General features: G+C 34.7%; 21 protein-coding genes, 1 pseudogene and 1 riboswitch. Of the genes and pseudogenes, 8 read left to right on the top strand and 14 right to left on the bottom strand.

Annotated features, from left to right (window positions below):
• Positions 1-21: 21 nt before the first annotated feature.
• The 3 genes from BW939_RS04530 to BW939_RS04520 all read right to left on the bottom strand — a co-directional run bounded on the left by BW939_RS04530 (position 22) and on the right by BW939_RS04520 (position 5,898).
• Positions 22-2,784, bottom strand: coding sequence for a hypothetical protein (locus tag BW939_RS04530; RefSeq protein ID WP_076450309.1), 2,763 nt, complete (start codon positions 2,782-2,784; stop codon positions 22-24).
• Between the two features lie 70 nt (positions 2,785-2,854).
• Positions 2,855-5,368 carry a vWA domain-containing protein gene (locus BW939_RS04525; protein WP_076450307.1) on the bottom strand — a complete coding sequence of 838 codons (2,514 nt, stop codon included), beginning with the start codon at positions 5,366-5,368 and terminating at the stop codon, positions 2,855-2,857.
• Positions 5,369-5,379: 11 nt separating this feature from the next.
• Entirely contained in the window at positions 5,380-5,898 is a 519-nt protein-coding gene (locus BW939_RS04520; protein ID WP_076450305.1) for an RNA polymerase sigma factor, read from the bottom strand.
• Between the two features lie 387 nt (positions 5,899-6,285).
• Here BW939_RS04520 and BW939_RS04515 point away from each other — a divergent pair, with 387 nt between their 5' ends.
• On the top strand, positions 6,286-6,813 hold the full coding sequence (locus tag BW939_RS04515; RefSeq protein WP_028121556.1) for a hypothetical protein: 528 nt from the start codon (positions 6,286-6,288) through the stop codon (positions 6,811-6,813).
• Positions 6,814-7,115: 302 nt separating this feature from the next.
• On the opposite strand, the gene BW939_RS04510 is transcribed toward BW939_RS04515, so the two are convergent.
• Positions 7,116-7,472 (bottom strand): hypothetical protein, encoded by a 357-nt coding sequence (locus BW939_RS04510; protein WP_028121555.1) that lies wholly within the window; start codon positions 7,470-7,472, stop codon positions 7,116-7,118.
• A 167-nt stretch (positions 7,473-7,639) separates the two neighbouring features.
• On the opposite strand from BW939_RS04510, the gene BW939_RS04505 reads away from it, so the two are divergent.
• Positions 7,640-7,969 (top strand): hypothetical protein, encoded by a 330-nt coding sequence (locus BW939_RS04505; protein WP_076450303.1) that lies wholly within the window; start codon positions 7,640-7,642, stop codon positions 7,967-7,969.
• Between the two features lie 174 nt (positions 7,970-8,143).
• On the opposite strand, the gene BW939_RS04500 is transcribed toward BW939_RS04505, so the two are convergent.
• The gene (locus BW939_RS04500; protein WP_076450302.1) at positions 8,144-9,208 is read right to left on the bottom strand and encodes an NADH:flavin oxidoreductase; all 1,065 of its coding nucleotides are present in this window, start codon (positions 9,206-9,208) and stop codon (positions 8,144-8,146) included.
• Positions 9,209-9,635: 427 nt separating this feature from the next.
• Here BW939_RS04500 and BW939_RS04495 point away from each other — a divergent pair, with 427 nt between their 5' ends.
• On the top strand, positions 9,636-9,989 hold the full coding sequence (locus BW939_RS04495; RefSeq protein ID WP_076450300.1) for a winged helix-turn-helix transcriptional regulator: 354 nt from the start codon (positions 9,636-9,638) through the stop codon (positions 9,987-9,989).
• 89 nt (positions 9,990-10,078) lie between these two features.
• Here BW939_RS04495 and BW939_RS04490 read toward each other — a convergent pair whose 3' ends face one another.
• Genes BW939_RS04490 through BW939_RS04480 form a run of 3 tightly spaced genes read right to left on the bottom strand, consistent with a single transcriptional unit; the run spans position 10,079 to position 11,793 of the window.
• Positions 10,079-10,414 carry a CCC motif membrane protein gene (locus BW939_RS04490; RefSeq protein ID WP_076450299.1) on the bottom strand — a complete coding sequence of 112 codons (336 nt, stop codon included), beginning with the start codon at positions 10,412-10,414 and terminating at the stop codon, positions 10,079-10,081.
• Positions 10,415-10,434: 20 nt separating this feature from the next.
• Entirely contained in the window at positions 10,435-10,713 is a 279-nt protein-coding gene (locus BW939_RS04485; protein WP_076450297.1) for a DUF2752 domain-containing protein, read from the bottom strand.
• Between the two features lie 27 nt (positions 10,714-10,740).
• Complete coding sequence (locus BW939_RS04480) at positions 10,741-11,793, bottom strand: NADH:flavin oxidoreductase/NADH oxidase (protein WP_076450296.1); 1,053 nt, start codon at positions 11,791-11,793, stop codon at positions 10,741-10,743.
• A gap of 107 nt (positions 11,794-11,900) precedes the next feature.
• Between BW939_RS04480 and BW939_RS04475 the strand changes: the two genes are divergently transcribed.
• The 5 genes from BW939_RS04475 to BW939_RS04455 all read left to right on the top strand — a co-directional run bounded on the left by BW939_RS04475 (position 11,901) and on the right by BW939_RS04455 (position 18,281).
• Positions 11,901-12,383, top strand: a complete 483-nt coding sequence (locus tag BW939_RS04475) for a cytidine deaminase (RefSeq protein ID WP_076450815.1) — start codon at positions 11,901-11,903, stop codon at positions 12,381-12,383.
• A 133-nt stretch (positions 12,384-12,516) separates the two neighbouring features.
• A riboswitch (cobalamin riboswitch) is annotated at positions 12,517-12,657 on the top strand.
• A gap of 118 nt (positions 12,658-12,775) precedes the next feature.
• Entirely contained in the window at positions 12,776-14,800 is a 2,025-nt protein-coding gene (locus BW939_RS04470) for a TonB-dependent receptor plug domain-containing protein (protein ID WP_076450294.1), read from the top strand.
• A 13-nt stretch (positions 14,801-14,813) separates the two neighbouring features.
• Positions 14,814-15,938 carry a YncE family protein gene (locus BW939_RS04465; protein WP_076450293.1) on the top strand — a complete coding sequence of 375 codons (1,125 nt, stop codon included), beginning with the start codon at positions 14,814-14,816 and terminating at the stop codon, positions 15,936-15,938.
• A 13-nt stretch (positions 15,939-15,951) separates the two neighbouring features.
• A complete protein-coding gene (locus tag BW939_RS04460; RefSeq protein WP_076450291.1) occupies positions 15,952-17,241 on the top strand; it encodes a DUF5074 domain-containing protein in 1,290 nt (429 codons plus the stop codon).
• A 29-nt stretch (positions 17,242-17,270) separates the two neighbouring features.
• On the top strand, positions 17,271-18,281 hold the full coding sequence (locus BW939_RS04455; protein WP_076450289.1) for a T9SS type A sorting domain-containing protein: 1,011 nt from the start codon (positions 17,271-17,273) through the stop codon (positions 18,279-18,281).
• A 95-nt stretch (positions 18,282-18,376) separates the two neighbouring features.
• Here the strand turns inward: BW939_RS04455 and BW939_RS04450 are convergent, their stop codons facing one another.
• From BW939_RS04450 to BW939_RS04425, 6 genes and pseudogenes are all read right to left on the bottom strand, one after another.
• Positions 18,377-19,801 carry a CCA tRNA nucleotidyltransferase gene (locus tag BW939_RS04450; RefSeq protein WP_076450288.1) on the bottom strand — a complete coding sequence of 475 codons (1,425 nt, stop codon included), beginning with the start codon at positions 19,799-19,801 and terminating at the stop codon, positions 18,377-18,379.
• A gap of 176 nt (positions 19,802-19,977) precedes the next feature.
• Positions 19,978-20,526: an L-threonylcarbamoyladenylate synthase gene (locus BW939_RS04445; RefSeq protein WP_076450286.1), complete on the bottom strand. Its 549-nt coding sequence runs from the start codon at positions 20,524-20,526 to the stop codon at positions 19,978-19,980.
• A gap of 64 nt (positions 20,527-20,590) precedes the next feature.
• A pseudogene (gene tnpA, locus BW939_RS04440) lies at positions 20,591-21,017 on the bottom strand (IS200/IS605 family transposase).
• Positions 21,018-21,174: 157 nt separating this feature from the next.
• On the bottom strand, positions 21,175-21,678 hold the full coding sequence (locus tag BW939_RS04435; protein WP_076450279.1) for a DinB family protein: 504 nt from the start codon (positions 21,676-21,678) through the stop codon (positions 21,175-21,177).
• A 99-nt stretch (positions 21,679-21,777) separates the two neighbouring features.
• Positions 21,778-22,224, bottom strand: a complete 447-nt coding sequence (locus BW939_RS04430; protein WP_076450277.1) for a GNAT family N-acetyltransferase — start codon at positions 22,222-22,224, stop codon at positions 21,778-21,780.
• A gap of 6 nt (positions 22,225-22,230) precedes the next feature.
• On the bottom strand, positions 22,231-22,710 hold the full coding sequence (locus tag BW939_RS04425; RefSeq protein ID WP_076450276.1) for a nuclear transport factor 2 family protein: 480 nt from the start codon (positions 22,708-22,710) through the stop codon (positions 22,231-22,233).
• Between the last annotated feature and the right edge of the window lie 58 nt (positions 22,711-22,768).

Below are 22,768 nucleotides of genomic sequence, written 5' to 3'. Positions count from 1 at the left end.
TGTAAATCTGCTCTTCATAATTTAAAATTGAAATGAAACCATGCATCCGAAACTTTTATAAGACGGAAGATTGAAAAAATCTAGGCCGCGACCGCTGTCTAGATCGTAGAAATTCTGGCTAGGATCTGCACCGGAATTGGCCTGCCAAAGCATCAAATTATTCACAAAAAGTGAAATCCCAAGATTTCTATAAGCTCTTCCTGCATTAAATTTGGCACCCAGAGAAATAGAATTTATTCTTATATAATCGGCATCTTGAACATAACTTTCTGCAACTCCTGTGATGCCATAACGCGTCCATCGATTTTCAAAAACGGACTGGTCTGGGTCATAAAAATCTACATCAGTCTGATTGGGTGAGCCGTTCGCATGAACTCCGGAAAATACATAATTTTTAAGATTCCTGTCATCCCCCGAGGTTTTTGAGCGGCCGTAATAATCGAGTACAGCCTGAGTTCCGTTCCAGAGTTGCCCGCCTTTTTTCCATTCCCAGTTGATGTCGAGCGCGAATATTTTATAATTAAAATTATGGTTAAATTTCATCACAAAATCTGGTGTGGGATCTGCAATAATCTTTTTTTTAATCGACTTTAACGGAAATCCGAAATCATCGATGATTGTTTGGCCGGCAGCATTTGTTTCATAATAATTCCCTACAACAGCACCTAAAACCTCTCCTTCAGACAATGTTTTGTAGACATCCTGAAAACCGGACAGTGGTAAATCATTGTATCCTATATAAACACGGTCTACAATATCGCGGTATTGGTAGAATGAAGCTCTGTTGGATATTGTAAAATACTGCCCAATTCTTAAATTGTTATAAGAAGCATTCAGTTCCAAACCTTTGTAGGTATGATCTGCAAGATTCTTCAGTAGAAGTCTGTTGCCTTCAAACACAGGAAAAATATCATTGGTGATTTTCTTTGTAAAATAATCGACTTCAAAAATCAATTTATACCGATAAGTAAAGCTAAATCCTGCCTTTGACTCTGCAATATCTATTGTGGAAAGATTTTTAAACGTTTCGGCCTCACGCAAAGGAAAATATTGATAGGCATTTTGTGCGGTAAGCAATGTGGTAGAATAGGAAGAAAATGAGCGAGTAATGTCTGGTTCTGAACTCATTTGGGTGTATGCGCCGAGAAATTTGACATGCGTATTATTCCAGCCAAAAACATCTTCGAAAGATACATACAACGTTGATTTTGGAAGCCAATATTTGTTTTTATATGATGTATTAGAGACATAAAAAGAATTACCAAGATTGGCACCAAATACTAAATCGTTTCCATTAAATCTGAGATCATAATTAAAAATATGATCCTGGGAAGTCCGCTGGTAATTGTATACCGAATTTTGTGAACTGTGAGAAACATCAGAATGCCTGTCATTAACAATAGAATTAAATCTGAAAACATGCGAAAAATTATTCTGATCTAGGGTATATTCTCCTACAATACTTGCATTGTACAAACTGTTGTTTTGAAGTCTTTGGTTCATTAAACCCTTTGGAAAACCATTGGTAGAAGGTTTGTAAAAATCTATATTTCTGAAATAGTCATTTTCGTAAGACTGATTGATTTCAAAGTTAAAACGATTCCATCTTCTTGAGAGATTGAGACTGTATTTTTTCTGATTTGAAAGAAAATTGTATCGGTTATTCTGTGCAAAAAGAAATTCCGGATTATCGCCCAACAGACTGTAACTTCTTTGCTGGGTATTGGCAAGAAAGCTTCCCTGATGATTGGAAAACGAAATTGGCGTAAGCAGAGATTCCTGATAAGCACGGTTAAAAAGTGCAGCTCTGTTTGTATTCGTAGCTTTTGTTTCGTCTAAATGAAACAGTGCCTGAATTTTAAATTTCAAAACATTCGCATTCACTTTTGCATTAAAAGTATTGTCGGTATCGTACTGACTGATAAAGTAGGTTTGATTTTTGTGCTGTCCCAAATCTAACGAAAGTCGTATCTTTTCTTGATCTTCACCTTTAATAAATGTATTAATCTGTAATTGATTGTGAAACCCAACAGTTGTTGAAAAAAGCGAATTGTCATACGGCTTTGCAGAAACCATTCCTGACGAAATCGGAATCAACTGACCATTAATATCGTAATCATAAGGCTGAAAATTGTAGGCTAATGTAGAAATATCGGGACCATAACTGAAAATCTCGTTGGTCTCGGGACCGCGCCAAATGAGATTGCCGCTTTGAGATCTTCCCTGCACATATCTGTTTTGAGTTTGTGGAATCGAATTTCGGTTTCTAATTTCAAAAGAAGTGTTGAAACTTCCGTTGATAATGAATTTGTTCTGCTCCTGCTTTTTTATTTTTAAAGTATCTCCGTTCTTCTGCTTTAGTTTTCTAATTTTATAAAAATAAGGATCTGAGTTTTTTGAAAGATGATAATCGGGATTTGAAATACTGTATTCATCTAACTTTACTTTTGCAATAAGGCTGTCGTAATCTTTTGATGTTATGGCTTCCACAGATTTTTTCGGAACTCTATTTTCCAAAATAGATTTCAACTCCTGAACTCCATATACAACCTTAGTATTCTTACCATTATTCCACACCAAGGTATCGTAAACCTGTGCAGGAATAATCGCAAAACCCTCAGCATCAGTCTCCTCGTAAACACCAGTACTTGTATTGAAAACCTTTAGAAAAGCCTTTGGTTTTTTGTCTTTGTCTAAAAAAATCCCAGAAGAGTATTGCTGTGAATTCTGTGCAAACACAAGCTGAGCAACAAATAAAGGCAGAAACAGATAGATTTTTTTCATCGTTAATAATATGTCTAAAAATAGAGAAAAAAAAAGAAATCTCCGTAGAAATTTCTTTTTTAGGGTTCATTTATTTATTCAAATTTCTGTAAGCCTCAACTAGTCTCACAAACTCCGCTCTATACCCTTCATCATCGTTTCCTCTGCCCTTTTTTCCGAGTTTTTCAACATCTATTAAATCTTTATTTTTAATTAAATCTGAATTTCTCAAGACCAAACCAAACCAAGCCACAGAAGAGGCAAATTTAAAATCATCACTCGCAGACGATAGGTTTTCATTTGAGTTTTTCACGACCTGAACGATTTCCGAACTTGTATCGCCATCAGGTTTTTTATATCTGAATTTCACGGTTGCCAGTTCGTCACTGAAATTTTCATCGTTGGTATTTTTTGTGTATTTTAAATCAGATTCTTTTGGTAAAAATTCAGATTTCACATCAGCTGGAATGACTTCATATAAAGCTGTAACCGTGTGACCGCTTCCCAATTCTCCAGCGTCAATTTTATCGTTGGTAAAATCTTCATTCTTGAGTTTACGGTTTTCATAACCAATCAGACGGTAAGATTTTACATATTTCGGATTAAACTCAATCTGAATTTTCACATCTTTTGCAATCGCATACATACTTCCTGCAAATTCTTTTCCGAGGAACTTATTGGCTTCCTGCAAATTATCGATGTAAGCATAGTTTCCGTTACCCTTATTGGCTAAAGTTTCCATTCGGTTGTCTTTAAAATTTCCCATCCCGAAACCTAAGCATGTTAGGAAAACTCCAGATTTTTTTTTCTCTTCAATTAAAGTCTGAAGATCGCCTGTTGAAGACGTTCCTACATTAAAATCTCCGTCGGTGGCTATAATTACGCGATTGTTTCCGCCTTTGATGAAATTTTCCTGAGCGAGTTTGTAAGCCAACTCAATACCTGCCCCACCAGCTGTACTTCCACCTGCGTGAAGATTATCCAAAGCGTTCAAGATTTTATTTTTTTCTTTGGCCGATGTGGGAGGCAAAATCATTCCGGCGCTTCCGGCGTAGACTACAATTCCTACTTTAGCCTGCGGTCTCAATTGTTCCAATAAAACTTTGAAAGAAGATTTCAACAGCGGTAATTTATTCGCTGCATTCATAGAGCCAGAAACATCAATTAGAAAAACAAAATTTGAATTGGCTAATTTATCCATCGGAACATCTTTTCCCTGCAAACCTATTTTTAATAATTTATGTTTAGAATTCCACGGAGAGTCATTGTATTCTGTGTTGATTGAAAATGGCTGATTATTTTTTGGCTGCGGATAATTGTATTTAAAATAATTAATCATTTCTTCAATTCTCACTGCATTTTTATTGATATATTCTCCGTTGTTAATCATTCTTCGGATATTGGAATATGCTGCCTTATCCACATCAATTGAAAAAGTAGAAACCGACTGGTTTTTTGTTAATTCAAACGGATTTTCAACGAAAGCTTCGTATTCTTCAGAATTTTGTTGCTGAATTTGCCTTGTTCGGTTAATGCTGTCTTGAACTTTTTGTAGTTTTTCAAAAGCTTTTTTTTCTTTTCTTGAGAGTTTTTTGGTGGTAACAACCACTACTCCGTTCGCTGCACGACTTCCATATAAAGCTGTTGCAGAAGCATCTTTTAGTATTGTGACGCCTTTTATCTGCTGAGGATCCAATTTTGATAATGCATTTTGGTCTGCAACCACCCCATTGATTACAACCAATGGGCTATTCCCTTTGTTTAAAGAATTATTCCCTCTTATTAGAATATTAGCAGAGCCTGAAGTTGTATGATTAGGCATTATACTAAGACCTGAAACTTTACCCATCAATGCTTGGGAAAGATTTTGGCTTTTAGCTTGTTGAAATTCATTTCTGATATTCGTTGTTCCAGAAGTGTTCATGTAGTCAATATTTCCATAATTTGCAGACGCAACAAGTGGCAACGCATTCCCATTTTCTTGTTTTCTTTTTGATCGTTTGCCTTCCAAATTTTCTGAACTTACCACCGAAATAGCATTTGAGGTATAAGAATAAGCCCTTCTCTTAATTCCTAAAGCACCTGTAACCACTACTTCTTTAATATTTGTTTGCTTAAGAGTATCTTTCCATTGTAGATTGTGAGTTGGTTGATAAACTGGTTGAGTTTCTAAAACTGGCTCAAAATCAACATTATTTATGCCATCAACAATTGGAATTTTCACATTTTCATACGCCAAAACTTCCACATCATTTTTAATTTTTGGAATATCGATTTCCTTCTTAATATTAGATTTTATAGTACTGTCGATTGCTTGAACATTTGTTTTGAGCTTTTCCGAAGCTTTATTTTCTACGATCTGAGGTTTTGAAATATCTGCAACTTCTTTTTTATTAATAAAATATAAAGCTCCCAAACCAATAATTAAACTTGCAGCAATTCCATACGGAAACCAGATAGGAACGATTCTTTTTTTCTCTTCTTTCTGATCTAATTTTTCTTCAACTTTTGCCCAAACTTTATCAAAACCTGGAAAAGTAGTAGGTTCTTCTAAAGATTGAGAAGCCTCATTGAATTTTTTATCTATATCGTGATTATTTTCCATTGTTGTAAAGTTTAAATGTTGTGATTAACCAAAAGTTCCTGCAGTTTTTTCCGTGCGAAATTGAGCTGAGATTTTGAAGTTCCTTCGCTTATGGAAAGCATTGTCGCAATTTCTTTATGCGGATAACCTTCAATTGCAAACAGATTAAAAATTGCTCGGCAACTTTCTGGTAGAAAATTGAGTAACTTCAAAATATCTTTTTCAAAAGAGATACTGTCGGTTGGGGCATCTTTAGACTGTGCAAAATCATCATCCAAAGAAATTTCGAGCGCTTTCATGCTTCTCAGTTTCTGCAGACACTCATTCACCGCGATTTTTCTTGCCCAAGCTTCGAAAATTTCGTGATTCTGCAGTTGATACAGCTTTGTGAAAATTTTGTAGAACGTATCTGCCAAAACTTCTTCGATGTCTTCGTCGTTTTTCAGATAGCGTTTGCAGACTGAGTGCAGTTTGCCCGCCATTTTCTCGTAAACTTTCCGCTGGGCGTTGCGGTCGTTCCGCTGGCATTCTATGAGTAATTCTTTTTCCATTGTCTGGCTTTATACTTTTATAGATGCAGGAAAATTCAAAAAGGTTGGAAACATGGTAAACTTTTTTTAAATATAGTAAGTTTATTTCCTTTTTACGTGATGATGAAACAAGAAATCTTTGCTTTAAAAGTAAATTTTAATGCCAGAAAACGTACAGTTTAAGATTTATTTAGTTTAATATCATAGAAATACTGAAATTTAAATTTTAATACAAAAAGCACAAATAATTATATATTTGAAAAAATTCAAACTAAAATAAAACGATTTCGAAAAAAGAAAGAGGTTGAAAAAAATATTTTTTCTTTTGAAATTTGCAGATTTTATAGAAATCAATTTTATAGGAAGTAGTATAGAACATTTTGCGGTAATCAAAAAAAAAGAAATGTTATGATTAAAAATTTAGAATTAGAGAAAACCATCAGTAACTTGGGTCTTACCAAAGATGATTATCTTTTCCTAACCATTAAAACGGTTTACCTGTACCATATGAAATCGGGGGAAAAGAATGTAGAATATCGTGAGCCTGGCGACTTTATTCTATCACGTCTTTATAAAAATTTCAGAAAAAATAAATTTTCAGAACCTAAAAAGCTCTCTCACGTCTTATTTCAGGCCGGCTATAATCCAGACAGCCCTCGAATGTTAATCAAACTAAAGGGTTGGAATAATCAGGGAAAAAATTATCCTGTAGACCTTAATACATCTGGTCACGACATTGACCGCTATTCTTTAAATCTCTTGCTGGATAAAATAGAATACGAAAATCTAGATATGTCTAGAGAAAATGAATTTCTAAAAAAAAATGAACGCGAACACGAGCCTGTTCAAAAATCTGCAATGGCAAAATCTACACAGAAACAGAAAATTTCTATGCGTAGAATACAAATACATAAAGGAAATAATAGAAAAAAATAAAACTGAAAAAGCACCAGACAACCATTGTGCACTGCACTCAAAGTAGGCATATCTTAATGAGAATCTGAATAAATTTTTGCCATATCTATAAGATTTTAAAATGACGGTTATATAGGCAGAAAAATAATCTAGTAGATGGTAAACGATGGACGGAAACCCAATTTTTGTTATTTCAGGACTAGATAAAAATATAATAAAAAACGCCTAAAACGAGATGTTCTCAGCATTTTTGAAACAAACTCTTAATGAGAAAAGATAATGACAATAAAGAGCGAATCGCACCTGAAAAACCAATGAATCGGTCAGTTTAAATAAGCAGGCAAACCAATCCGCACACCATATTCACTTCCCAGATACAGCGGATTGCCGTGTTTCTCGGACCAGAAGCCATCCAGAATATCTTTGGAGAGACAGCGGTAGACAGCAGTTCCTTTGTAGATTTCTTTATCTTCGCCTAGATAATTGAAATTGATAACCAGAATTTGATCTTTAAAAAAACCAGTCCCGTTTTGTTCGTGGTCGCCGATGAGCCATTGCGCAATGATTCTGTTGTTTTCGTCGAGTGAAAGTGTGAGAGTTCCTTGGTAAGAACTATCACTTATCTCATCCTGATTGCTTCCTTGAACTGAATAGATACCAACCAAATCATTTACCGTCATTGTTTTGTTTTTAAGTTTACAAATGTAGAAAATCTTATTACATCTTATTGTAAATCAGCTTTCAAAATATTTTTTTATATTTTACTTAAAAACATAGAAATACCTCATCTCAACTCGTTTTATGATGTTGGCAAGCATTTTGTGCTTTGTACATGAAATTATACAATATGAAAACACCCGTAAAATTCGCATTAGGCATCGCGGCAGCGGTTGTGGTGGGAGGCATTACAGCATTCGGATTGCGAAAGAAACGCAGTCAGGTTCTTAAAACCTTTACTGCACCCGATGGAAACACTTATCCACAAGATCACATCTACCGTACATTCGATAACCAATATTACAGAAACGGCAAAAAAATCAAGATTAAAACACCAGTTAATACAAATTTAGAAAATCGTACTAAGCACAATACAAATTCAGCATTTGAAGGAGCTAAAAATCACGAAGCTCCAACGCCACATGTTGATTATCATCAGCGCGGAGTAAGAAACCGTTAATACAAATTTGATTATTTTTACAATAAATCAAGGCTTTCATATTTTGAAAGCCTTGATTGTTAAAAAAAATAAATAGGTAATTTTTAAATTTTCTTCTTCATTACTTATATCGTCCTACTTCATGCTATTATTGTGCAGAAAACCGCCCTACTTTTATATTCCGAAATTGGATAATTAATATAAAACCGCCAAGCTTTCTGCCTTGAAGTTTTCCAATTCTTCAGTTTTGTTTTCTTTTATTTTCAAAACCCATTCAGGATCCTGAAGCAAGGCACGGCCTACTGCTACTAAATCGAAATCTCCTCTTTCAAGTCTGCGAGTTAATTCAGAAAAGTCTGTTTTCTTTTCGGTACCTTCCCCTGCGAATGCTTTCATAAAGTCGCCATCTAAACCTACAGATCCCACAGTGATGGTTGGTTGACCTGTAATTTTTTTTGCCCATCCTGCAAAATTTAAATCTGAACCTTCAAATTCTTCTTCCCAAAAACGTCTTTGCGAACAATGGAAAATATCTACTCCAGCTTCCTTTAGTGGCAGCAACCATTCTTCCATTTCTTCAGGAGTGTTTGCAATTCTTGCCATGTAATCCTGCTGTTTCCATTGTGAAAGTCTCAGGATGATAGTAAAATCATCTCCCACTGCTTCTCGCATGGCTTTTACAATATCTACAGCAAATTTATTTCTTTCCTTAATGGTCTTTCCGCCGTATTCATCTGTTCTGGTATTGGTTCTTTCCCAGAAAAACTGGTCAATAAGATAACCGTGTGCACCGTGAATTTCCAAGACATCAAAACCGAGATCTTTAGCAGACTTTGCAGATGCTGCAAATTGTGCTATTGTGTCTTTTATATCTTCCAAAGTCATTGTAGAAGCCTTTTCCATAGCTGTTAAAGGATAATCTTCTGAACTCCTGGTATCACCAACGTGCCAAATTTGTGGACCCATTTTACCATGATTTGAATGAACATTGTCGATAACGTTTTTCCAGCCATTCAACGCTTCAGTTCCGTAAAAATCTGGGATATTTTGTATGTTTTTTGAAGCTGGCCTGTTGATTACTGTTCCTTCAGATAAAATTAAACCCACCTCGGCAGCAGCTCTTCTTCCGTAGTAATCGGAAATTTGCTGGGTTGGAACTCCGTTATCCGATTGTGCTCTGGTCATAGGAGCCATTACAATTCTATTTCTGAGTTCTAAATTTTTGTATTTGAATGGTTTAAACAAGGATTGTATACTCATTTTAATGTCTATTTTATAATTGTTACACAAAGTAACCAATAATAGTTCATATTTGTATCTTTAGAAGAAAAAATAGTGGTAACTTCGTAGTAACTTTTTATAGTAACCTATTTGTAACGATAATTTTTCTTTTATTTGAAGACAAAATATAGGCTCTGAATCTCTTGATTTTTACTGAAGATTGTTGCCAATTATTAACCTAAAACTTTCTTATAATCTAAAATAATTATTAGAAAATTTAATACAGATTTCCTCAAATTAAAAATCGGCAAAATAATAGCCTCAAAGACGCATTGTGATTGAAACTGATAATTAAATTAATCTTTATTTAGCTCATTTTAAGTCGGAATATTTATTTATCAACAGATTGTAACATGTAAAGATGTAAGCACACTTATTTAGGAACTAAAAACTAAATATAAACTCTATGAAAAAAAACGAATTGATGGCATACAGCTGTCCGCTCGGAAAAGCGATGGCTGCATTGGGAAGTAAATGGAAACCTATCATTGTTTTGGTAATCAAGGATCGGAAATTGCGTTTCGGAGAACTTGCAGTGAGAATAAACGTGATCTCTAGAAAAGTTTTAACAGACCAATTGCGTGAGATGGATGCTGATGGATTGATCATCCGAGAAGAGTTTAGAGAAATTCCTCCTCGTGTAGAATATTCTCTTACAGAAAAAGGTCTTGCCCTGCTGCCAATTTTCCTCCAACTAGAAGAATGGGAAGCAAAGTATCAAGACAAAAGACAAGATAAGGATTGTACTTTTTTAAAGTAGTATAGGAATATATTGAAATCTTAAGATTTTTAAAAAAAAACCAAAAAGACCGCTATAATCAGCGGTCTTTTATTATAACTTATATTTTATTAATTTTCTTGTAGCTCTCTCATTCTTTCTTCCAATAAATCTGGATCTGATAGTGCATCTACACCAATAACATTGTATATATAGAAAATTAAAAATGTCAACCAAAGTACACTCAATACAATACCTACAATGGCTAATATTTTACCTGTTTTGAGGTTGCTGTAGTTGAAATACAATTGAGGTTCTTGAAGGTATAGCTTTTTATCTTTGCTGTATAAAAATAATGCAATTGCTCCGCATATCATGCCCGGAATTCCGTAGCAGACGCAAGTTACCAGAGATAAAATTCCTAAAACAAGAACAGCTGTTGCATTAGGCAAATTTTGTTGATTCATAATTTATTTTTTTTGTAGTTCTAAAAATGTTTATAAAAATAAGAAAATACCATTATTAAACCTGTAATAATTGCCAAAACAACCAATAAATTACCGTAATTTCTTTTTCTATCTACAAATGTAAGCACCACTGTAGCAAAAAACAGCAACAACGTGTACACCGCTGGAAATAGTTCAAATGCCTCCAGAAACCTACCTTCAAAAACCATTACAATTGCTCTTTGCGCACCACATCCAAAACATTCAATTCCTAGAAATTTCTTACTGGGGCAACTGAGCATGTATTCTTGGATGTTCATGGGTTGGGGTTGGATTGATGTTTAAACTTAAATTGATGGTTTTGCTCTTAAATATTGGTGTGGGAAAAAGCAGTCTTTTTTTGCATAAAATGAACTTTGCACTGCCAAAAATGGATTTCTCAGTATTTCACGCGCAACAAAAATGAGATCTGCCTCATTCTGTTGCATAATGTATTCGGCCTGCTCGGCACTCGTAATCATGCCAACAGCTCCTGTTTTCACGTTGGCTTCTCTTTTTACCTGACCCGCAAAAGGAGTTTGATACATGGGCTTTACTTCAATTTTTGCCCCGTGTATATTTCCACCGCTAGAAACATCAATTAAATCTACCTGATGATTTTTAAGAACTTTAGACAGTTCTACACTATCGTGAATACCCCATCCGTTTTCAGCATATTCAGTTCCCGAAATTCGTACAAACAAAGCTACATTTTCATTTAATTCTTCATTTACAGCATCTACAATTTCTAATAAAAACCGACTTCTGTTCTCAAAACTTCCTCCATATTCATCTGTTCGTACATTTGATAGTGGTGAGAGAAACTGATGAACCAGATAACCATGGGCAGCATGAATTTCAATTACATCAAACCCCGCGTTGACAGCTCTTTTGGCAGCAGCTTTAAAGTTTTGAACCTGCTGCTTAATTTCTTCAATAGTTAAAACATGCGGAATTCTTTCTGTGGGATGATACGGTATTGGGCTTGGCGCAACTGTCTCCCAGCCCTCTTCCAAAGATATTTGCTTATTTTCCCATGTTGAACCTTTTCTACCGGCATGTGCCAATTGAATTCCTATTTTAGAATCTGAATTTTCATGTACAAATTCTACAATTCTCTGAAGCTGTGCAGCTTGCTCGTCATTCCAGATTCCCATACAATGATTGGTAATTCTTCCTCTAGGCTCTACGCCCGAAGCTTCTACAATAATTAGAGCGGTTCCTCCTTGAGCACGGCTACCATAATGCACTAAATGAAAATCATTGGCTAAACCATCTTTTGATGAATACATGCACATTGGCGACATTACCCAACGGTTTGCCAATTCTACATTTCTGAATTTTATTGGTGTGTATAGCATTTACTTTTGTTTTGAAAGTTTTAAAATTACAAATTTTGTATCAGAACAAATATATTGCCAGCTTACATAAAAAGAATTACTTTTACCCCCCTTTTTACAGTGAGAAAATGAAAAAAGATATAAAAATTGGCTACGAGCATTTCAAAAGCATCAGCGAACTAAGCGAAACAGAAAAAAAACTGTTTGAAAGAGCAAAAAAAGCACGTGAAACCGGCTATGCACCTTACTCCAACTTTTTGGTAGGATGTGCTGTGCTACTAGAAAATGAGGAAATATATACTGGAAGTAATCAGGAAAACGCCGCTTATCCTTCAGGACTTTGTGCCGAGCGAACGGCTTTATTCTGGATTGGTGCTAATTTCCCCAATGAGGTCATAAAAAAAATATTCATCATCGGCGGACCAAGAGAATTTTCAGAAAAAACACCACCTATCCCGCCTTGTGGAGCGTGCAGACAAAGTTTGATGGAATACGAAACGAAGCAAAATGAAGATATTGAGGTTTATTTTTCAAATCTAAATGAAGAAGTTTTTAAAGTTAATTCAATTAAAAATTTGTTGCCTTTTTATTTTGACGCAACGTTTTTGTAGGCTGAGTTACAAAAAAAACTGGTTCTAGAGTTAGCTATTTTATTTAAATAATAGCTTTCAAATTTTGATACTTTTGAGTTTTACAGTATATCTAAAAAACCAATCTAAAAATTAACGATTTCTCATTGCCTTATCTAAATTAAAGCACTAAATTTGCATCGATTTTAGAATGGGAATTCGGTGCAAATCCGAAACAGACCCGCTACTGTAAGTGATGTTTTAGTTTATGCAATACATACACAAGTCAGATACCTTTTAAAATCTTATCATAGATGAAGCTTTCGTGGAGTGAGGCGTAGTCGGTCTAAAAACCTATTTGCTAAGGCAAATTGCGGTTCAATTCCTTCTATACATATCATTCACAAAGCAATTTTTGGCTTTATTAAAATTGAATGAATAAATATTTTTACTCTATTTCGCTGCTTTTTTTATTGGGTACGCCTGTTTTTGTTTTTTCGCAAAAGACAGAAAACGACACCATTCATACCAAAACTATACAAGATATCATCATCAATATGAAACGTCAGGAAGTGGGTGTTATTTCTTCACAAAAACTTACTGGTGCCGAATTGGAAAAACTGAATAGCAGTTCTGTAGCAGATGCCGTGCGGTATTTTTCTGGTGTACAGCTTAAAGATTACGGGGGAATTGGTGGAATGAAAACCGTTAATATCCGAGCGATGGGTACACAACACGTCGGAGTATTTTATGATGGGATTGCTTTAGGAAACGCCCAAAACGGAACGGTAGATTTAGGCAGATTTTCTTTAGATAATGTAGAATCTATTTCTCTTTACAATGGTCAGAAAAGCGAAATTTTTCAGTCAGCGAAAGATTTTGGTTCGTCGGGATCTATTTATTTAAAAAGCAGAACTCCTGTTTTTAAAGACTCAAAAAAAACGAATGTGAACCTACATTTCCGCTCAGGATCTTTTGGTGTAGTTAATCCTTCGGTTTTAATTGAGCAAAAAATAAATAATAAGATTAGCCTCGCTTTAAGCACAGAATATCTTACTGGCAATGGGGAGTATAAATTTCATCAGAGAGTTGCATTACCCGACGGAAGCCTTGGCTGGGAAAGCCATGGAACACGAACCAACGGCGATGTTGAAGCTTTACGCGCTGAAGCCGGTATTTTTGGTAAAATAAATAATGGTTCTTGGAAACTTAAAACTTACTATTACGATTCTGAGAGAGGAGTTCCGGGGGCTGTTACAAAAAATAATGATATTTTCTCTAGTAGACAATGGGATAAAAACTTCTTTGTACAAGGAAGTTTTGAAAAAGAAATTTCACCTAAATATAAATTTCTTTTGAGCTCTAAATTTGCTGATGATTACACGCATTATTACAATGATAATCCTGGTGGAACCCCACTTTTGATAGACAATACTTATAAACAGCAGGAGATTTATATATCAACTGCACATCAATATTCTCCATATAAATTCTGGAAAATTAATCTTTCGGCAGATTACCAGTACAATGCTCTGGATGCCAATCTGAGACAGTTTGCCTATCCTGAAAGACAAACTGAATTGGTTGCACTGGCTTCACAGTTTGATTTTAAAAAGGTTAAAATACAAGGAAGCGTTTTAGGAACTTTTGTGCAAGAAAAGATAGAAAATTCTGTTTTTTCAATACCTCAAAACCGTTCTGAATTTACACCTACGGTCTTTGTTTCTTACCAACCCTTTGATTCAGAATTTAAGGTGCATGGTTTTTATAAAAGAATCTTCAGGATGCCTACTTTCAATGATTTGTATTATACGGAAGTTGGTAGTTCGCAGCTTAAACCAGAATTTACCAACCAATATGATCTTGGATTTACATTCAACAAAGATTTTAATTCCGGAGTTTTAAAAAACATTAATCTGATAGCTGATGCGTATTACAATAGAGTTCAGGATAAAATCATTGCTTATCCAAAAGGACAACAATTCCGTTGGACAATGGAGAATTTGGGAGAAGTAGAAATTAAAGGAATTGATTTTTCGGCACAGGCAATATGGTTGCTTTCTGAAAATCTTTTATTAAGCAGTCGCGTTACATATACTTTTACTGAAGCTTTAAATATTACCAAAACCAATATTACTTCTTACTACAAAAATCAGATTCCGTACACGGCAAAAAATAATGCGAGTGCGCTACTAGGAGTTACCTACAAAGATTGGCAACTGAACTATAGCTTTGTATACGTTGGTGAAAGGTACAATATGTCTGAAAACATTCCTGTAAACTACGAACAGCCTTGGTACACAAGTGATATATCGGGTACTAAAGAATTTAAAATGAAAGATTGGAAATTCAGACTAGGTTTGGAAGTGAATAATCTTCTGGATCAGAATTACAGCGTGATACAGAATTATCCGATGCCGGGAAGAAATTATAAAATCAGCCTGAGAGTAATATTTTAATGAAGATTTAATTATGAAAAAAATACATTTAGTTTTAGTTTCCTTTTTAATTCTTATAGCACAATCTTGTAGAGAAGAATACGATTACATCAATTACGGAGCAATCAATACGGGAGTTCAGGAGCCTGAAAACATAAGCATTAAAGGACTTTATGTTCTTAATGAAGGAAATATGGGAAGCAACAAAGCCTCGATTGACTTTTTTGATTATTCTACCGGAGTTTTTACAGAAAATTATTACAACGCCCAAAATCCTGCGGTTGTAGGCAGTTTGGGAGATGTAGGAAATGATATTAAAACCTATAAAGATAAATTGTATGCTGTCATCAATCTTTCCAATTATATTGAAGTGATGGATGCTAAAACAGCAAAACATATTGGCGAGATCAAAGTTCAAAACTGCCGCTACATCAATTTTCACAAAGATTATGCGTACATCACATCTTACGGTGGTGCTGTAGGAGCCTCACAACCAGGATATGTGGTAAAAGTGGATACCAACACACTTCAGATTGTAGGTACTGTTTATGTTGGAAAACAGCCCGAAGAGCTAGAAGTAGTGGGAGACAAATTGTATGTTGCCAATTCTGGAGGATATAGCTATCCGGATTATGATAACACGGTTTCTGTAATTGATCTTACTACTTTTACTCAGATTAAAAAAATTCCGGTTGGCATTAATTTAAGGAAAATAAAAAAAGACGACACAGGGAAACTTTGGGTGACCTCACGGGGAAACTTTGGCAATATTCCTGCTAAAACGTATGTTTTAAATCCACAAAATGATCTGGTTATTAAAGAATTCAACATTCCTGTCAGCGATTTTTCGATAGTAGAAAACAGGCTTTATTACTTCAGTTATGAATGGACTTCCGCTGGCACCACAAGCAGCTACGGTATCATTAATACTGACACGCTAGAAAAAACAAGCAACAATTTCATAACAGACGGAACAGATACCAAAATTGTCATTCCATACGGCATTGCCGCAAACCCCATCAATGGTGATGTTTTTATTACAGACGCTAAAGATTATACTTCTTCAGGCGAGCTATTTTGCTACAACAAATTCGGGAAACTAAAATGGAAAGTCAAAACAGGTGATATTCCGGGGCATTTAACTTTTTTAAATAAATAATAATTCAAAAAAAATGAAACAATTTTACTCTAATTTTTTTAAACTAAGCTTTGCATTAGCTGGTTTTGCATTAACATCTGCACAATACTCTAATGGTTACATCGTTTCAAATGAAGGAAACTATGGTACTCCCACTGGAGAAATTTCTTACATCGACGTCAACAATAATATTACCAACAATATATATCATCTTGCCAATAACAATGAGGATTTGGGAGATATTTTGCAATCTATTTTTTTTGAAGGAGAAAAATCTTATTTGGTATTAAACAATTCCAACAAAGTAGTGGTAGCCAACAGAGCAAGTTTTGTAAAATCGGCTGTAATTACAAGTAACATTGTGCAGCCAAGATATACAACAATTGCTAACGGGAAAATTTTCACCAGCAATTGGGGTGATTATGGCAATACAACACAATTTGTTTCTGTACATGATGCCAATACTTATGCCTATATTACAAGCATTCCGTTAAGCGAAAATCCCGAAGAAATCATTACCGTTAACGGAAAAATATATGTGAATAAATCTTCTTACAGAGCAGGAAATAGTATTGATGTAATCAACCCCGCTACTAATACAATCATTACTACTATTACATTAAGCAGCGGATTGCAGTCTATAACGGTAGTTGGAAACGAGGTTTTCGCATTATGCACCGGTTCTGCGGGATCTACAATATACAAAATCAACACAACAACAGATACCGTATCTGGAAGTATTGCAAATTCTACAATTGTACCACCATCACAATATGATGCTTTGAAATTTTCTTCAGAAGGAAACACCCTGTACATTGCAGGAGCAACTAGTGTTTATTCATTAAATACAAATTTAGCAACATTCAGTAGTACTCCTCTTTTTACGACAACAGCAAGTGGCAACGGCGGTGACTTCTATGGTTTTGCAGCAATTGACGGTAAAATTTTCCAGGGAAATGCTAACAATTTCGGTCCTAATTCTACTTTAAATGTTTACAGCCAAACAGGAACTCTTTTGAATACATTTACCACATTAGTAAGCAGCAACAATATCTACAAAAACGTATTTACACCAGCCAATCTTGCAACAAGCGAGACGAAAGTAAATAACAGCATCCTAATCTATCCAAATCCTGCATCAGATATTCTTTACATTAAAAATGCAGACGGTGCGAAGTTTAAAATCGTAGACCTTTCAGGAAGAATTTCAAAATCAGGCATTTACCAAAACGGAATTATCGTTTCTGATTTAAATAAAGGAAATTACACCATTCAGATTTTAGATAAGAACTTTCAGAAGACTGAGAAATTTATCATCAAATAATTAAATTCCAATAATTTAAATTAAAATAAATGAAAAACATATTCATAGCTGCTGCGCTTCTTACCACGCACTTTCTGATGGCTCAAAGCTATCCGCCACAAGCTGGAGTTTCGGGTTCTACGGCAATACCATCAAGTAGTCCGCTTTTTAAATCTTGGGCTTCAGGATCTACAGTTTTACGAGCTTTACAACAAATCAATGGCTCCCAAACCGCTTATGCATCTGCAGGAACTCCTGAAAATGCTGTAGGCGCATCAAATGGGTCTATCGTTTCTTTGGGTGACGGCGGAACAGCTATTCTTACTTTCGCAAAGCCGATTACCAATGATAGCGGATTTGATTTTGCCGTTTTCGAAAACGGTTTTACATCAGGTCAGTCTGGCAAAGCTTTTTTAGAATTGGCATTTGTAGAAGTGAGTTCAGATGGTGTAAATTTCTTTCGTTTCCCGTCTCATAACGAATATCCTTCAAATTATATCCAAAACTCAACCGATGTGGGAGGTTCTGGCTTTGCAACAATGGATGCTAGATATCTGAACAACTTTGCGGGAAAATACACAAATGGCTTCGGAACGCCTTTTGACCTGAGTGATATTCCGGATAATCCGCTTTTGAATAAGGAACAAATTACCCATGTAAAAATAATCGATGTTATAGGAACAAATATAGAGGCGTACAGAACGTATGACAGTCTAGGAAACGTAGCAGTAGACCCGTTCCCAACTCCAGGTGCTGGTTCAGGTTTTGATTTGGATGCTGTAGGGGTTATAAATGAATACACTGCTGTTTTGGCAACTGCCGAAAATAAAAAGACAGATGCAAAAATTAATCTATATCCCAATCCTGCTACAGATTTTATTAAAATTACTGCTGATAAAGATGTTGAAGTGAAAATATACAATGTAAACGGAGCTCTTGTAAAACAAGGCAAAACGGTTAATAAAACATTGAATATTTCAGATTTATCTAATGGAAATTACATTATTCAGATTGATAATAATTTCAATAAACAAAATTTGAAGTTGATTATCTCAAAATAAGATGAGTTTAAAATAGTAAAAACCTCTTTCAAATAATCTTGAAAGAGGTTTTTTATTTTTAGATTTGAATTTTTCCACTCCCTTTTTTTAATGTTCTAAGAAAGGATTTTCAGACCAAGTTTTTCTGCTTCTACAATTACAAAATTTCTGGCTTCAGCACTGTCATTGGCAATTTCGCCTTCAAGAATTGCTTCTTTTACTTTTTCCTTTAAAATCCCAATCTCTCTTCCAGGTTTCAGGTTAAACATCGCCATAATTTCTTCCCCGGAAATCGGTGGCTGGAAGTTTCTCACCTGATCTTTTTCTTCTACTTCTTTTATTTTTATGGCAACGTATTGGAAGTTTTTCTTAAACCGCTCTTGTTTTCTTGAATTTTTGGTCGTGATATCTGCTTTACAAAGCGTAAACAAATCTTCCATATCTTCTCCTGCATCAAACAAAAGCCTCCTCAATGCAGAGTCTGAAGCATCATCTGTAACCAATGCAATAGGTCGTGAAGACAATTTTACCATTTTCTGAACGTATTTCATATCAGCATTCAACGGTAATTTTAGTTTATGAAATAATGATTTTACCATTTTTGAACCTAAAAACTCATGCCCATGGAAAGTCCATCCCGTTCCTTCAACGAATTTTTTCGTGGGTGCTTTTCCAATATCATGCAGCAATGCAGCCCAACGAAGCCACAGGTTATCCGTGTTTTCAGAAATATTATCAACCACTTCCAAAGTGTGGTAAAAATTATCTTTATGAGTTTGTCCTTCTACTTCTTCTACTCCTTTCAGATCTATCAATTCAGGAATAATTAATTTCATTAAACCTGTTTCTTCCATCAGTTGTAGTCCAACAGATGGTTTTTTTGAAAGCATGATTTTATTAAACTCTACCATGATTCTTTCCATCGAGACAATTTTGATTCTTTCCGCTTCTTGTCTGATGGCGTTTAAAGAATTCTCTTCAATCGTAAAATTTAAAGTTGCCGCAAAACGAACTGCTCTCATCATTCTCAACGGATCATCTGAGTAGGTTTGTGCCGGCTCTAGAGGTGTTCTCAGAATTCCTTTTTGTAAATCACCAATTCCGTCAAAAGGATCAATCAGTTCCCCGAAATTATCTTTATTTAAAGAAATTGCCATCGCATTGATGGTGAAATCTCTTCTTTTCTGGTCGTCCTCAATCGTACCGCCTTCCACTTCGGGTTTACGGCTGTCTTCGGTGTAGCTTTCCTTTCTTGCGCCTACAAATTCCAGTTCCAGATCTTTGTATCTGATCATCGCCGTTCCGTACGTTTTAAAAACCGAAACCTTCATTTTAGGATCAATTTCCTTTCCCACATTTTGGGCCAATTCAATTCCGCTTTGTTCTGTCACAAAATCAATATCGGTAGACGCTTTTCTTTTCATTAAAAGGTCACGCACAAAACCGCCAACGATATACACCGATTGTTTATTTGCCGCTGCGACTTCAGAAATGAGTTTGAAAAGTTTTAAATTTTGATTTTGATTGAGGTTGATGAACATTTTATTTAATAGATGTTAGATATTAGACGTTAGATATTGGACTTACAACTACCTGTTTTAACTGTTAACCTATATCTAACTTAAAACCATTAAGAAATTAGATTTTCAGCTTCACCTGACGCTTCCGACTTCTTAATGGTTAAATGATTTTGCAAAGATAATTAAAAACTTTTCTTTTATTCACGAAGAACTTTTATTCTGTTGTCGCTCCATATTTTTATCACTGAAGAACCTGAATATTGCGAAACTTTTTCTCTGTCTTCTTCCACCGCAAAATCTACCAAATCAATGATTTCTTTTGAAATATCAGAAAATTTCAACGGACTTTTATCACCACTAAAGTTGGCTGAAGTTGAAACCAAAGGCTTATTCAATTTTGTAATCAATTTTTTGCAGTAAAGATCTTTTACCAGGCGAATTCCAATGCTTCCGTCTTCAGCTAACAATTCTTTCGGTAAACCTTTTGGATTTTGATACACCAAAGTAACAGGTTTTTCGCTTAAATCCATGATTTCCCAAGCCATTTCCGGAACGTCCACCAAATCTTGTAACCGCTTCTCATTTTCAACCAAAATAATCATTGATTTGTTTTTCTCGCGCTTCTTGATCTCGAAAATTTTATTGATGGCTTCTATATTTGTTGCGTCACAACCAATTCCCCAGATGGTGTCTGTTGGGTAAAGAATCGTACCGCCGGATTTTAATATTTGTATAATGTTTTCCATTTTCAATAGGGGCGAGCTTTAGCCCGTCTTCAAAATTAAGCAATCATTTGGCTTTAGCCAAAACTTACATCTTAAAGTCATATTTTTCAATAAACTCCTGATATTCTTCTGCGAAAGTTTTATGTTGATGATGTTTTTCTTGATTTTTAATATAATTTCTAACCAATTCAATCTTATTCTGAAACGGAAACTGCAAAATATTCATCCTGCCAGGAAAATTTGTCTTTAGTTAATTGATTTTTGTTGATCCAAAAAGAAGATTCACCTTTTATTAACTGGACAATTTTTTCTATATTTTGATTTGAACCTAAAGAAATCAGGCAGTGACAATGATCGGAATAACCATTGACCATGTCCATAAAAATCCTTTTAGCAGATGCATTTTCTTTAATGTGTTTCCAAACTTTTACTCTTAAATCCGAAGTATTTAAAAATGAAGTTCGGTTAGACGTAGAAAATACGACATGAATATAAATTTTAATGAAAGGCATTTGCGTTGTTTTGCTAAAAATAGTATTTTTTTTAGATTTTGGCTAAAGCCGATGCAATTTTTAAATAAAAAACGGGCTAAAGCCCGTTCCTATTGATGAAATTATCAAAATATTATTTAGTTGAATTTAAAACTAATCTGAAGTAAATATATTTTCATTACAATTCCGGTAAATATCTCTCTTCCACCACATTCAAATGATGAATATTATGTCCCACAATCAATTGACAAATTGTTTCAACTGAAATCTTGTTTCCGTTAGCAATTCCGATATTACTTAAAACTGAAGGATTCAATGTTTCCAATAAAATCTGAGAAGATTTTCTCACCAATTGATATTCTTCCAACAAAGATTCTAAACTTCTCTCGTTGGCAAAAGAATTGGCAGCATAACTTTCTTCATCAAAACCTGGCAATTCAGATTTTTCACCTCTTGCAAAAGCTAAAATTCGGTATTGAAAAACTCTTTCAGTATCTGATAAATGAAGCAAAACTTCTTTTAAAGTCCATTTTCCTTCTGCGTAAGCGAATTTTGATTGCTCTTCGGTCAGATAAGAATATAAGGAAATGGTTTTCTCTCCCACTTTTTTTAATTCTTCCAGCCAGTTTTCAGTTGGAATTAAATCTAAATATCTTTGAATGTATTTTTCGAAATCTGTCATGTTAATATGAATAATAAGTAATTGGTAATTAGTAATATTTTAATGTAACAATGTATCGGTTTAGCAATCTAACAATTAAAAAATTGGTAAACTGTTACATTATCTATTCGTCCATTCATAGAAATTCACCTCATCGTAAATCTCGAATCCGCAAGACGGATATAATTTATTTCCGACGTCGTTTGATTTTCCGGTTTCGAGGAGAACTCCGCAGGCGTCTGTAGATTTTGCCAATTCTTTGGTTTCTTCGATTAATTCTTTTGAAAAACCTTTACCTCTGTAATTTTCATTGACAAACAAATCGTTCAATAACAAATACCGCTTCATTCTTGTGGAAGAAAACAATGGATATAACTGAACAAATCCAACTAAATCACCTTCACGTTCAGCAACAAAAATTTCAGAATCAGCTTTTTCTATTCGCTCTTTTAAAAAACTTTCCGCTGCAGGAATATCAGATTCTTTATGATAAAAAACTCTGTATTGGTCAAATAGCAAGGCTAATTGAGGTAAATCCTGAATCGTCGCTTTTCTTGTATTTTTCATACTGAATTATAAATGATGATCGTAACTCAGAACACGTTTCATCTTCCAATCTTTTCCGTCTAAAATCCAGAGAATGGTAAATTTTGCACGGCTGCCTTTGTTCCATTTTCCTTGGTACAATTCTGAAAATTCATGCTCCCCTTCCTGAATGAAAGCATATAAAACATTATTGCTGTACAAAGGGTATACTTTCATGCTGTTGGGAACCAATTCACGCTTTACTTTGTTAGGTCCGCCACAAATATTGTTTTTGATTGACGCTGTGAAAGCTTCTTCTCCGGAAGTGATTCCACCTTTATCATGGTAAAATTCGAGATCTTTGCTTACAATTGATTTATAATGAGAAAGATCACATTTATTAAATCCGATATCGAATATCAAGCTGTCTAATTTTTTCGCCGTTTTGTATAATTCATCGGCATTTTTCACCTGTGAATAAGCAATCTGACTAAAAATTAATAACACTAAAATCTGAATCTTTTTCATTATTTTTCATGTAAAATTAACCACAAAAGTCACAAAAATCTCACATTTATGTATTTTT

The organism is Chryseobacterium piscicola, from assembly GCF_900156685.1.
Classification (GTDB): Bacteria; Bacteroidota; Bacteroidia; order Flavobacteriales; family Weeksellaceae; genus Chryseobacterium; species Chryseobacterium piscicola.
Note: the sequence above shows the minus strand (reverse complement) of the source record. Positions and strands in the feature narration are given on the sequence as shown.

What these genes read in the sequence shown, in the direction of transcription:
- BW939_RS04530 (WP_076450309.1), bottom strand. Translation starts at nt 2,784, where the DNA reads ATGAAAAAAATCTATCTGTTTCTGCCTTTATTTGTTGCTCAGCTTGTG.
- BW939_RS04525 (WP_076450307.1), bottom strand. Translation starts at nt 5,368, where the DNA reads ATGGAAAATAATCACGATATAGATAAAAAATTCAATGAGGCTTCTCAA.
- BW939_RS04520 (WP_076450305.1), bottom strand. Translation starts at nt 5,898, where the DNA reads ATGGAAAAAGAATTACTCATAGAATGCCAGCGGAACGACCGCAACGCC.
- BW939_RS04515 (WP_028121556.1), top strand. Translation starts at nt 6,286, where the DNA reads ATGATTAAAAATTTAGAATTAGAGAAAACCATCAGTAACTTGGGTCTT.
- BW939_RS04510 (WP_028121555.1), bottom strand. Translation starts at nt 7,472, where the DNA reads ATGACGGTAAATGATTTGGTTGGTATCTATTCAGTTCAAGGAAGCAAT.
- BW939_RS04505 (WP_076450303.1), top strand. Translation starts at nt 7,640, where the DNA reads ATGAAAACACCCGTAAAATTCGCATTAGGCATCGCGGCAGCGGTTGTG.
- BW939_RS04500 (WP_076450302.1), bottom strand. Translation starts at nt 9,208, where the DNA reads ATGAGTATACAATCCTTGTTTAAACCATTCAAATACAAAAATTTAGAA.
- BW939_RS04495 (WP_076450300.1), top strand. Translation starts at nt 9,636, where the DNA reads ATGAAAAAAAACGAATTGATGGCATACAGCTGTCCGCTCGGAAAAGCG.
- BW939_RS04490 (WP_076450299.1), bottom strand. Translation starts at nt 10,414, where the DNA reads ATGAATCAACAAAATTTGCCTAATGCAACAGCTGTTCTTGTTTTAGGA.
- BW939_RS04485 (WP_076450297.1), bottom strand. Translation starts at nt 10,713, where the DNA reads ATGAACATCCAAGAATACATGCTCAGTTGCCCCAGTAAGAAATTTCTA.
- BW939_RS04480 (WP_076450296.1), bottom strand. Translation starts at nt 11,793, where the DNA reads ATGCTATACACACCAATAAAATTCAGAAATGTAGAATTGGCAAACCGT.
- BW939_RS04475 (WP_076450815.1), top strand. Translation starts at nt 11,901, where the DNA reads ATGAAAAAAGATATAAAAATTGGCTACGAGCATTTCAAAAGCATCAGC.
- BW939_RS04470 (WP_076450294.1), top strand. Translation starts at nt 12,776, where the DNA reads ATGAATAAATATTTTTACTCTATTTCGCTGCTTTTTTTATTGGGTACG.
- BW939_RS04465 (WP_076450293.1), top strand. Translation starts at nt 14,814, where the DNA reads ATGAAAAAAATACATTTAGTTTTAGTTTCCTTTTTAATTCTTATAGCA.
- BW939_RS04460 (WP_076450291.1), top strand. Translation starts at nt 15,952, where the DNA reads ATGAAACAATTTTACTCTAATTTTTTTAAACTAAGCTTTGCATTAGCT.
- BW939_RS04455 (WP_076450289.1), top strand. Translation starts at nt 17,271, where the DNA reads ATGAAAAACATATTCATAGCTGCTGCGCTTCTTACCACGCACTTTCTG.
- BW939_RS04450 (WP_076450288.1), bottom strand. Translation starts at nt 19,801, where the DNA reads ATGTTCATCAACCTCAATCAAAATCAAAATTTAAAACTTTTCAAACTC.
- BW939_RS04445 (WP_076450286.1), bottom strand. Translation starts at nt 20,526, where the DNA reads ATGGAAAACATTATACAAATATTAAAATCCGGCGGTACGATTCTTTAC.
- BW939_RS04435 (WP_076450279.1), bottom strand. Translation starts at nt 21,678, where the DNA reads ATGACAGATTTCGAAAAATACATTCAAAGATATTTAGATTTAATTCCA.
- BW939_RS04430 (WP_076450277.1), bottom strand. Translation starts at nt 22,224, where the DNA reads ATGAAAAATACAAGAAAAGCGACGATTCAGGATTTACCTCAATTAGCC.
- BW939_RS04425 (WP_076450276.1), bottom strand. Translation starts at nt 22,710, where the DNA reads ATGAAAAAGATTCAGATTTTAGTGTTATTAATTTTTAGTCAGATTGCT.